Below are 10,399 nucleotides of genomic sequence, written 5' to 3' on the forward strand. Positions count from 1 at the left end.
CATATATATGACCTGACCTGTTAATGTATGTAATCAACTGCTTATTATAAGGATATAAGAGAAGTAAGGTCATATTTTTAAAAAGGATCAATTAAGGTATGTATCTGAATTTGCTGGCCATTCTTATAAAAATTCAAAATACTATATAATTAAAGTTCAGCATTTAGCTTAGGGATGGTGCAGATATCAAATAAGTGGTTGCTTGGAGTGTAAACCAGATTTATAACGGTATTATAGATATCCATTCATGAAAATGGTTGAGTGCGTTCCAAACTTCAGTGAAGGGAGAAGAAAGGAGATTGTTGATGATATAGTTGAATCCATTTCAGCTGTTCAGGGTGTCAGAATTCTCGATGTTGAAATGGATCAGAATCACAACAGATGCGTTGTATCATTTACTGCTGATCAATCAGTTGCAGTAGAGGCGGCATTTCGTGGCATTAAGAGATCATCTGAGTTGATCGATCTGAATAAGCACACAGGAGAACATCCCAGATTCGGTTCTGCGGACGTGGTTCCATTTATCCCCCTCTCCGGGTCCACCATGGAAGACTGCATAAAACTCGCAAGGGATCTGGGGAAAAGGGTTGGTGAGGAACTTCACATTCCTGTATATATGTACGGGGAAGCCTCTATGAAGGAAAATAGAAAGAATCTGGAAGACATAAGGAATAAGAATTTCCAGTATGAACAGTTGAAAGAATCCATAAGAGAGGAGAAATGGAGACCGGATTTCGGACCTGCATCTATGGGAAAGGAGGGTGCAACAATTATTGGTGCAAGAGATTTCCTGATTGCGTACAATGTTAACCTTAACTCTACTGATCTATCAGCCGGAAAGAAGATAGCAAGGGCATTGAGATCAAAGGATGGAGGGCTGACCTTCGTAAAATCACTGGCATTTTTCCTGGAGGACAAGAAGCAAGTCCAGATTTCAATGAACCTGACAAATTTCAGGAAAACTCCAATATACCGGGCCTTTGAGATGGTCAGGATTGAAGCATCCAGATTTGGGATTACTATAGCGGAATCTGAGGTTATTGGGCTTGTTCCAATGGACGCACTGATGGAGGCATCCAAATTCTACCTTCAGCTCAACAATTTCAAAATGGATCAGATACTGGAAAAAAAGGTATGGGGTGAGTAAATGGAAACTTTAGATAGTTTCATGGAACGCCTGTCAAGTCCGTCTCCCACCCCGGGAGGAGGAGCAGCCAGCGCTCTTGTGTCCGTAACAGCAGCGTCACTCGTATCAATGGTGGCATCTCTCACAAAGGCCAAGAAGGCATATGCTGCATACAGAGAGGAGATGGAAAGCATTGAAAGTAGATCTATTGCTGTGAAGAAGGATCTTATAGAACTTATGAAAGAGGATGAAGAAGCTTTTAACCTCATAGTAAAAGCATGGGGTATGGATAAAAGCACTGAAGAAAATGCCAGAATGAGAAAAGTGGAGATTGAGAAAGCTTCTAAAATAGCTATAATGGTCCCATGGAAGATTGCCAGGGCATCTTACTTAATAATGGAGATGGCTGAGGTGATCACAAGGCATGGCATAAAAAGTGCAGTCACGGACTCAGCATGCGCAGGTATTTTTGCTGAGAGTGCCATCAAAGGAGTTCTGTATAATGTTGCCATAAACCTGAAAAGTATAGAGGATGAAGTATACAGGGAGATGGAAGAGATAAAGATGAAGCTATTTCTTCAGAATGCTTCAGAAATTCTGAAAAGAATAGAAACCATTACATCAAAAATCATCAATCCGGAGGTCAGGAAACAATGACAGAACTGAAACTGGAGGATTTCAAAGCAGCCGCCGAATACCTGAATGGAAAGATAAACAAGACGCCTCTTTACAGGGCAACAACACTTGGAAAGCTTTTCGGATGCGAGCTTTACCTGAAGCTGGAGAATTTCCAGAAAACTGGCTCTTTCAAAGCCAGGGGGGCACTTTACCGCATTTCAAAATTAACTCCGGAAGAAAAAATGAGGGGAGTTATAACTGCAAGTTCGGGGAACCATGCCCAGGGAGTTGCATATGCGGCACAGTTTAATAGAATAAAGGCAAAGATCGTCATGCCGGAGGTTTCGGTCCCTGCAAAAATAAATGCTGTTGAGAATTACGGTGCTGAAGTAGTACTATACGGGAATGATTACAGTGATTCCAAACTTAAGGCTGACGAACTGGCCAGGCTGGAGAACATGGTGTTCATAGAAGCCTTCAATGATTACAGTGTTATAACTGGTCAGGGAACCATCGGGCTGGAGATAGTTGAGGAACTCCCAGACGTGGATACAATTATTGTTCCCATAGGTGGAGGGGGGCTCATTTCTGGAATTTCAACAGCATCAAAGATTTTGAAGCCATCTATCAGGATAGTGGGGGTCGAGTCAGAACTTTCCGATTCAATGCGGCTCTCTGTTAAAGAAGGAAGGGTGGTTCCACATACTAGTGGAAGCAGCATAGCTGATGGAATTTCTGTGAAATATCCGGGTGAGATTACCCTCTCTATAGCCTCAAAGCTTGTTGATGACATCGTCACCGTATCGGATGAGATCATTGCCCATGCCATTTATGTGCTTCTGGAGAGAAATAAGATTTTAGTTGAACCGTCAGGAGCTGCCAGCCTTGCAGCCATAATGGATGGAAAAGTAGACGTGAAGGGGAAGAAGGTTGTATGTGTAATTTCAGGTGGAAACACAAATCTTCTTCTCTTATCCAAGATAATATATAAGTCAATGGAAATGGAATCAAAGCTGGTAAGGCTGGAATTCAGAATTCCGGACAGGCCAGGAACACTTTTCAAAATTTCATCTGCAATTTCAGAGGTTGGAGGAAATATATTCCATGCTGAAGTGGATAATCTTTCCAGAAATACCCCCGTTGGGTTTCAGACTGTGAAATTTTCTGTAAACATAAGGGGAGAAAATCACCTTAAACAACTTTTGGAAAGAATAGAAAAACTTGGCTACAGTTATGAAATAGTCAGTTAACTGTCTGATAGAACATATAGAGATTCCGGAACAACTGAAATCATTGCCGGAGTGGTCCCAAGGACTTCTCCGTCAGCTTGAATTGGTGCGGGATCTCCTCCTACACTTATATTCTTAAGAACCATATTCCTGACCGATCTCTTTTTAACGTATCTGCCGTTTCTGAAGTTTGTCAGATTGGCAAGCATTCTTATCATGCCTATGTCCTTTATTATATGAACATCAAGCATTCCGTCATCTATGACTGAACCCGGTGATGTTTTCATACCTCCATGGGAATATCTGCCGTTGGCTATCATGATCTCAGGTGACCTTATATCTTCAGTTCCATGACTGAGCCCAACAGTCATATCATAGTATTTTAGATCCCAGATCTCCCTGAGAATCGACATGAAAGGCACATTTTTGCCTCCTTTATTTTTCACTGCATTGACCCTCATCATGAGAGAGGCTCCAAAGCCAATCTCCAGTACATTCAGAAAATAACGATCTCCTCCATTGTATCTCACTAAGCCGCAGTCAATTCTCCTCTTGCTATGATTTCTCATCAGGCTTGTTATGATTCCGTTATAAAGGGGGGAACTCCTTATGAAATCAGAACCGGTTCCAGCAGAAATTGGAACAAGAGTAGTATTTGTCCCAACCATTGCTTGAATAACTTCATTCAGTGTGCCGTCTTCTCCGGCACAGATCACATATTCGGCACCATTATTCACTGCTTCCATGGCAATTTCTTCAGCATGTCCAGGTCTCTCGGTAATAAATGTTGTATAATCGAGGCCCTGAAGTGATCTCTTGATCTCAGGCCATTTTTCCATGATGTATCCGCCGCCTGATGCAGGATTAAGAATCAGAACATTTGCCGCCAGACACACACCTCCAGATCTACCTCTAAAAGTTTCCCAATCTCAGCCATATTCTTATCTCTCCTGTCTGGATGGAATAGATCCTTTCCAGTTATTCCTCCTGTTATGTATTCAAGATATAAGGGGCATTAATATTTTAAGATATGCCGGTAAAAGCAGCAATGTAACATTCTGCTTTAATTGATTGCTGGAAGCCTTATATCCATGACTTTCAGACTCACACCATTTGCCGTCTGGATATCAAGAAGTCCAGAAACATGCCTGCATTAGGCCATATTTCCGCCAGGTAAAGAAATGAACCATTTTTTAGCAACCATTGAGAAGTCTATGGAAATTCTGTAAGGAGTTTTTATTCCATGCAGATGAAAGATTCCAGAACATGTTCACTAACTTGTTGTTTCCAAATTAAAACGTTTTTTATCCAATTAATTTCAAAATTTCTTACTGCAACAAAAATTCTAATCTCACTCCCATGCCTTTGAAAACAGAGGGTCCTGCATTTCACTCTCTATGTTCTTTAAAGGATTCTCAAGATATTCGGACAGATAAGGTCCCAATCCATGGTGGTGGCTGAGACTCCCCCCATACTGAATAAACGTCTTTGTCAATGTATCCCTAAGATCTTGAAGGGTCTCAGGCTTGCATTTTCTCATCATGAATGTGAAATTTATGGAAGATCCTGAATTGTAGATATGGGAAATATGGGAAAGAATGATCCCTTTACAACCAATTTCAGAGGTTTTTCAGAAAATGCGTCCAAAACTTTTGAATGAAGAGGTTCAACGTTATCCCATGATGCAGAGGTTTCAAGAGTATCTGAAACTATGCCTCTCTTCCAGAGTTCATTTCTGATGTATGGCCTTGCATAGCGTTCCCTGAACCATTTTCTCCCAATCCTGGGACCTGTGTATATTGCACCTGGAATATTCAGGAGTGCACTTGCATCGTTATTCATCACAATGAGCATTGACCCCTTCTGTGCGCCCCTGGCACTGATATATCTCCTTAAAACTCTTTTCATTGTGTCCTCATGGGCTGTACCCATTGAGAACATAGTCTCAGGCTCATCAGAAAGCCTGATCACAGATGGCAAGTTTCTGATCTTTTTTATGGCATTGATTCCTTCGCTGAATGTCCTGAAAAAGTAGACTGAAAACGACCGGTTTGCAGGGGACCTGTAGGTGTTAAGGGCAGCTTCAGTTATTAGGCCACGCCTCCCCTCACTGCCAAGTGCAAGGGTTTTTGTATCAAGTAAGGAACTTTCCCTTGGAACTAAGGGCTGCTGTACCTCTCCATCACTTCTGGAAACCTTGGCGGAAAGAAGGATATTCTCAATCCCCCCATACTGATTTGATTCCTGACCGGAAGCTATTGTTGCAATCCATCCCCCTATGGTTGAAAACTTTATGGATTCTGGAAAGTTTCCAAGGGTAAGGCCATGGGTATTGATCAGATTTTCAGCCTCCTGTCCCTTAAATCCAGCACCTAAAACAACATAACCAATTCCTCTCCTGAATTCCTTCAAGTTTTTCGTATCAAGTGAAACCACTCTTCCTCTTCTCTTGAAAATGTGCCCGCCTGTAACAGAAGTTCCGCCTCCGTAAATTGTTATCTGAAACCCTTTTTCAAGATCCAATTTCAGAAGAGGCTTTATTTCACTGTATTCAGAAAACACAACAGCATCAACAATATCCGGAAATATCCCATCTCTCATCCTGCATATTTCAAGTGAGGACTGCCCGAATGAATGAACAAATCTTTCCTCCGGGTTAAGGGTAAAGTTGTTTTTCTTAAGAATCATGGAAAGATACCCCGCAAGGTCGCTATCCGTCTTCAGATCCGGAACCTCCACATTTCCATCCCATGCTTCAGATGGTTCCATTCTCCCAAGGTTTGAATCAAGAAAAGATTTCAATCCAGGAGTTAACTTTTACCCATCTCCGGAACCATAAAGGATGTTCATCTTTGACATGATTTACTAACATGGCAAATCAATTATTAAATTTGTCAAATTTCTTTATAAATCAAAACTGTTTCAGTGAAGAATCCTAAATCCATCCTCAGACCATGCCGCTACTTTCTCTTGGTATGATTGGACCTCAGCATTCACAATTGAAGTCCTGCAGAAATCAATAATATACCTTACATTCTTCTCCGGGCCCATAAAAACTGCCTCCACTGTCCCATCAGGATTATTTTTTACATATCCTGAAATAGACAGTTCTTCGGCCTTAAGGGCAGTCTGCCTTCTGAAATTAACTCCCTGTACCTTTCCACGAAATACAACCATCCTGCATATCAAGTTTATACCCCTCAATTCCTGCTTATCAGGGTTATTACATCCCTATCCATTACCTCATAATCCAGTCCGACTCTTATTTCATTCATTTTTCTATTTGGACCTGATATTATGGCATAGCGGAATGACTGTACCATCTCTCTGCTTATCTTTCTTCCAACATCTTCCACTTTTGCCCCTCTGGAGAGCACAAGCGGCCTTGAGTAATCGATCTCTCCTGACTTTTCCCGGAGGTAAATCCTCACCAGTTCTAGAGAATTGTAAATCTCACTCTTCATCCTGTCTACTCCTATTCTCTTTGAAGCTGATACTTCCACGATTTTCCCGATATTGCCAACAGATCTCTTTATCATTTCCATGTTGTGGGGCAGATCTATCTTGTTTATTACAACTATTGCCGGAACATAAACGGTATTTCCACGTAAAAAATCAATGAGATCTTCGGCGTCTATTCTCTCCCTTATGTAAAGCTCCCCATTGGTGATCTTGAACTCCTTCAGTATATCCCTTATCTCACCATCATTAATCTCAACCTTTCTTGGTTTATGGACTCTTATGCCTCCGCTATTTGTCCTCTTGAAAGATATATTCTTGCGCCTTCTGTTTACCACTATGCCCCCCTTGTGGAGTTCATTTACAATCTTGTCTATGCCTCCAACATTCACGTCGGTAACTATTACTATGAGATCTGCACCTCTGACTATACTCAGAACTTCCCTTCCTCTGCCTGATCCTACGGCCGCATTTTCTATTATTCCAGGCAGATCCAGGATCTGTATCTGTGCCCCTTCGTAGTCCAACGTGCCGGGTATAACTTTCAGGGTTGTGAACGCAAAATTCCCAATCTCACTTTGCTTATTGGTGAGCACACTGAGGAGGCTGCTCTTTCCAACGTTTGGAAATCCAACCAGGGCAACGGTGGCATCCCCTGTTTTTGGAATAGCAAATCCCATGCCTCCTCCTTTTTTATGTGATTCTGCCTCAAGTTCAAGCCTTGCCATCTTTGCCTTAAGAAGCCCCACATGGTGTTCAGTGGCCTTGTTGTATTGAGTCTTTTTAAGCTCCTCCTCTATTTCCTTGATCCGTTCCTCAATGCCCATTCAAACACCCTTATCCCATCTCATCTAAGCCGGTCTGGCAGAAAAAACTATTATTCTCTCTGATTCAAAGGTATTCTCACCTAGTTTATTAAAATTATAATTTTTGAACTCTGCTATCAGGGAGTTGATGTCAGTAAGGTCTGAGAGAATCAGATAAACTTCACCATTTTTTTCAAGAAATTTCCAGGCACACTTGAGGAACTGCCTTGTAACCCTGAAACCGTCAGGCCCCCCGTCCCACTGCTCAGATTCCTCTATATTATCATCAGTTGGAAGATAGGGTGGATTAAATATTATTGTATCGTATTTTCCCCTTATATTGAGAAAGAGGTTGGAATGTATAAATTCAATTTTCACCCCGTTCAGTTCTGCATTGAATCTAGCACATTCAAGTGCTTTTTCGCTTATATCTGTTGCAGTGCATTTTGATCCATTAGATGCACAGTATATGGAAATGATGCCTGTGCCAGTTCCGATCTCCAGTACATTTTTTCCACATTTTATGGCATCCACCATAAGAAACGAGTCTTCAGCAGGTTGGTAAACACCCGCGCATGGTTTTATGGTCACACCCCTATAATTCAGCATTTTAAACACTTATCCCTCAGGCTAATGTGCGAAAATAGAAAAATTGAAAGATTCAATTCATCCAACCATTATAGTGAAATCTTTGCCTTCCCAGTTTCCGGATTCTGTCCAGAAGAATGTGAAAACAAGCTTTTCTCCCTTTCTCATCATTTCCATTTTGAAATCAGCGTAATGTATTCCTATTCCGGAATCAGTGGTCTCTGTATCATTCACAGTCTGCCATCCATCTATGGACCAGTGAATTTTAGCTTTTGCGAGAACATCTATCCTTACATTATTTCCTATAACTATCATTGTAACCTTATTTGCGAAACTCCAGATTGTGCTGTTTACGGTCTTATTTTCCACAATGTAGCGCTTATAAGTCTGTGGAGGCGTATCAAATATTTTGCCGTCGGCAATAGAACGTGCAAGTTTTATATATTCTGAGTGAGCCCAGACAAGTGGCATGGCCGATCCAGATGGTTTGCCGTTGTACAGGTTCCTCTCCGGAATGTCCTTTTCATCCCATATCTGTTCCGGGAGAAGGCCTCCGGGGCTTGTCTGATTCTTAACCGATCTTATGAGTTCAAGGGCTCCCTTCTTATTGCCAAGAGCAAGTTCATAATGCCCCCTTTCAAGGGAAAGAAGAGGCCAGCCTCTTCCCGTCCCAGTACCATCAAAGGGGCTTCCATCACGGTGTTCTCCGTATCCGTCATGGTTGTAACGGTGCCATACCGGGCCAGTTGCTGTATGGCTTTTAAGTACTGAATCTATAATTTTAACGGTGTTAAGTATACGGGGATCATCCGCCTTCCTGATTCCGAACCTGACCAGTGCAAGTGCATCAGTACTTATTATATTCTCAGGCCTCTGCATTCCATCCCACGAAGGTCTGTTTTTTATGGGTACAAACCCCTTCATGGCAGATCCAGCCCATTTCATGGCGCTGTCAGGTGGCGCTATACGAACATAATATCCATCAACTCCATATTCCCTGGAAGTTTCAGTGCCGGTAGCATATACCCATGTCTCTATATTGGAATTAAAGATATCAGCAGTCTCCCTGAGAAATTCCGCTATTTTATGCTGATGCATTTCATGGGCAAAATCAGCGGCACATAGCAGGGCTGAAATTTCTACAGCTATGGTGAAAGGGGAAAATCCCCCGTCTTCTTCCCATCGGTCCTGCTGCGTTACAGGTCCATAGCTGGCAATGAACTGCGCAGCTTTCCTCACCATATCCCACGCATAGTCAGCTTTTATTATCCCATATCTTTTCAGTATGTCTGCAAAGATGATTGGAAACGCTGTCTCATCCATCTGGATTCCCTGCCAGTAGGGCGATCCGTCCAGCCACATATTCTGGTTCCAGTGCCCATCTGATTCCTGCGTTGCTTTGAGAAATTCCAAAGCCTTCTTTGAGTTATCAAAATCGCCTATGGCAACCAGTGCTTCTGCGGATTCGATCATGTCCCTTGGCCATATCAGGTGGTAACCTCCCAGATCATCGTCACTTTTTGAATTTCCCCATGGGATAGAAAGGCTTGCTATTATTGCCCCTGGGAACTGCCCCTTTGCCCGATGTGTCTCTATGACGGTGGAGCTCACATCAAAAAGTTCAAATTTTTCTTCACTAACTGGTTTGTTCAGTGTATGAAGAAATTTGTCCCACGAATCAATGTAGCGGTCATAGGCCAAATCATACCCTTTCTGGAGTGAAAGCCTCGCCTTCTCACCAGCTTCTGCAGGGTTCTCCCCGAAACCCAGGGCAACAGTAAACTCCCCATTCTTATCTGGTCTTATCTCTGCTACGAGGGCCACATTTCCATTAAGTGATCTCTGGTAGGTTTCAGCAAGATACCCATATTTTTTTAAAATCTGCCATCCATCGGAATATCCAACGTAGCCGGCGCTTGCTGCGCTGAAGCCATTGGAAACCTGAAGAGAAAATGCTACGTTCTCTCTTTCAGCATATAGCGATGGAGAGCCTTTGTAATCACCCACCCATCCATTGTTGCAGCATCCATTGTTCTTTATATGCGGAGATATCAGGACGAATATTCTTAAGGGATTTTTTTTAAGATTTCTGAACTTTACTTTCTGGAGAAGAACATCTGAATTGGGATCTGAAATTATTGTCTTTGAAATCTCGTAATTACCGCTTTTGCATCTATTAACGATCTCAAAGGCAGGAATTTTTCCTTCATGCCTCCTCATCTCATGAAAGGTATCCCTCCTCTCCTCTGAGAAAAAGTTCTTCCCATCAGTTATTACAAACTGCAGGTCTCTTGTATTGGCTATATCTATCCTTGGATAGTAAATTTCGTTGACAATTCCGTGGGAGATAGAAAACCATATCCTGCTCTCTATTGAATATGAGGTCCCTATACCCTCTTTAGCGCTGGATGTCCAGAATGGTTTTATACCCGGAGATCCAGGGGCATCCATTGAAGTGTACATGGATAATTTATAACTTCAGCCCTATTAATACTATCTGGTTTTACTATTTAATTTACAATAAGTATCTTTATTCAGCCGCTCCGGGCAAATCATTTAAAGCATGATACACT

Annotated in this window: 10 protein-coding genes; 3 read left to right on the top strand and 7 right to left on the bottom strand. The window is 42.1% G+C overall.

Annotation, left to right across the window (positions count from 1 at the left end):
• Positions 1 to 247: 247 nt before the first annotated feature.
• Genes ftcD through ilvA form a run of 3 tightly spaced genes read left to right on the top strand, consistent with a single transcriptional unit; the run spans position 248 to position 2,994 of the window.
• Entirely contained in the window at positions 248 to 1,147 is a 900-nt protein-coding gene (gene ftcD / locus OXIME_RS08630) for a glutamate formimidoyltransferase (protein WP_393971435.1), read from the top strand.
• Positions 1,148 to 1,783, top strand: a complete 636-nt coding sequence (locus tag OXIME_RS08635) for a cyclodeaminase/cyclohydrolase family protein (protein ID WP_393971436.1) — start codon at positions 1,148 to 1,150, stop codon at positions 1,781 to 1,783.
• The gene (ilvA, locus tag OXIME_RS08640) at positions 1,780 to 2,994 is read left to right on the top strand and encodes a threonine ammonia-lyase (RefSeq protein WP_393971437.1); all 1,215 of its coding nucleotides are present in this window, start codon (positions 1,780 to 1,782) and stop codon (positions 2,992 to 2,994) included. Before OXIME_RS08635 ends, ilvA begins: the two co-directional genes overlap by 4 nt.
• On the opposite strand, the gene OXIME_RS08645 is transcribed toward ilvA, so the two are convergent.
• The 7 genes from OXIME_RS08645 to OXIME_RS08675 form a co-directional block, all read right to left on the bottom strand.
• Complete coding sequence (locus OXIME_RS08645; RefSeq protein ID WP_393971438.1) at positions 2,991 to 3,869, bottom strand: diacylglycerol/lipid kinase family protein; 879 nt, start codon at positions 3,867 to 3,869, stop codon at positions 2,991 to 2,993. The genes ilvA and OXIME_RS08645 overlap by 4 nt on opposite strands.
• Positions 3,870 to 4,324: 455 nt before the next feature.
• Positions 4,325 to 4,591 carry an FAD-linked oxidase C-terminal domain-containing protein gene (locus OXIME_RS08650; protein WP_393972271.1) on the bottom strand — a complete coding sequence of 89 codons (267 nt, stop codon included), beginning with the start codon at positions 4,589 to 4,591 and terminating at the stop codon, positions 4,325 to 4,327.
• The gene (locus OXIME_RS08655; protein WP_393971439.1) at positions 4,528 to 5,742 is read right to left on the bottom strand and encodes an FAD-binding oxidoreductase; all 1,215 of its coding nucleotides are present in this window, start codon (positions 5,740 to 5,742) and stop codon (positions 4,528 to 4,530) included. The genes OXIME_RS08650 and OXIME_RS08655 overlap by 64 nt, the downstream gene beginning before the upstream one ends.
• 153 nt (positions 5,743 to 5,895) lie before the next feature.
• Positions 5,896 to 6,162 (bottom strand): acylphosphatase, encoded by a 267-nt coding sequence (locus tag OXIME_RS08660; protein WP_393971440.1) that lies wholly within the window; start codon positions 6,160 to 6,162, stop codon positions 5,896 to 5,898.
• An 11-nt stretch (positions 6,163 to 6,173) separates the two neighbouring features.
• Positions 6,174 to 7,259: an OBG GTPase family GTP-binding protein gene (locus tag OXIME_RS08665; protein ID WP_393971441.1), complete on the bottom strand. Its 1,086-nt coding sequence runs from the start codon at positions 7,257 to 7,259 to the stop codon at positions 6,174 to 6,176.
• A 24-nt stretch (positions 7,260 to 7,283) separates the two neighbouring features.
• Positions 7,284 to 7,847 carry a HemK2/MTQ2 family protein methyltransferase gene (locus OXIME_RS08670; protein ID WP_393971442.1) on the bottom strand — a complete coding sequence of 188 codons (564 nt, stop codon included), beginning with the start codon at positions 7,845 to 7,847 and terminating at the stop codon, positions 7,284 to 7,286.
• A gap of 57 nt (positions 7,848 to 7,904) precedes the next feature.
• On the bottom strand, positions 7,905 to 10,289 hold the full coding sequence (locus OXIME_RS08675; RefSeq protein WP_393971443.1) for a glycoside hydrolase family 15 protein: 2,385 nt from the start codon (positions 10,287 to 10,289) through the stop codon (positions 7,905 to 7,907).
• Positions 10,290 to 10,399: the final 110 nt, after the last annotated feature.

The organism is Oxyplasma meridianum (genome assembly GCF_038024865.1).
Taxonomy (GTDB): Archaea; Thermoplasmatota; Thermoplasmata; order Thermoplasmatales; family Thermoplasmataceae; genus Oxyplasma; species Oxyplasma meridianum.

Excerpts from the sequence above, each read along its gene's own strand:
- ftcD (WP_393971435.1), top strand. The coding sequence starts at position 248 with ATGAAAATGGTTGAGTGCGTTCCAAACTTCAGTGAAGGGAGAAGAAAG.
- OXIME_RS08635 (WP_393971436.1), top strand. The coding sequence starts at position 1,148 with ATGGAAACTTTAGATAGTTTCATGGAACGCCTGTCAAGTCCGTCTCCC.
- ilvA (WP_393971437.1), top strand. The coding sequence starts at position 1,780 with ATGACAGAACTGAAACTGGAGGATTTCAAAGCAGCCGCCGAATACCTG.
- OXIME_RS08655 (WP_393971439.1), bottom strand. The coding sequence starts at position 5,742 with ATGGAACCATCTGAAGCATGGGATGGAAATGTGGAGGTTCCGGATCTG.
- OXIME_RS08665 (WP_393971441.1), bottom strand. The coding sequence starts at position 7,259 with ATGGGCATTGAGGAACGGATCAAGGAAATAGAGGAGGAGCTTAAAAAG.
- OXIME_RS08670 (WP_393971442.1), bottom strand. The coding sequence starts at position 7,847 with ATGCTGAATTATAGGGGTGTGACCATAAAACCATGCGCGGGTGTTTAC.
- OXIME_RS08675 (WP_393971443.1), bottom strand. The coding sequence starts at position 10,289 with ATGTACACTTCAATGGATGCCCCTGGATCTCCGGGTATAAAACCATTC.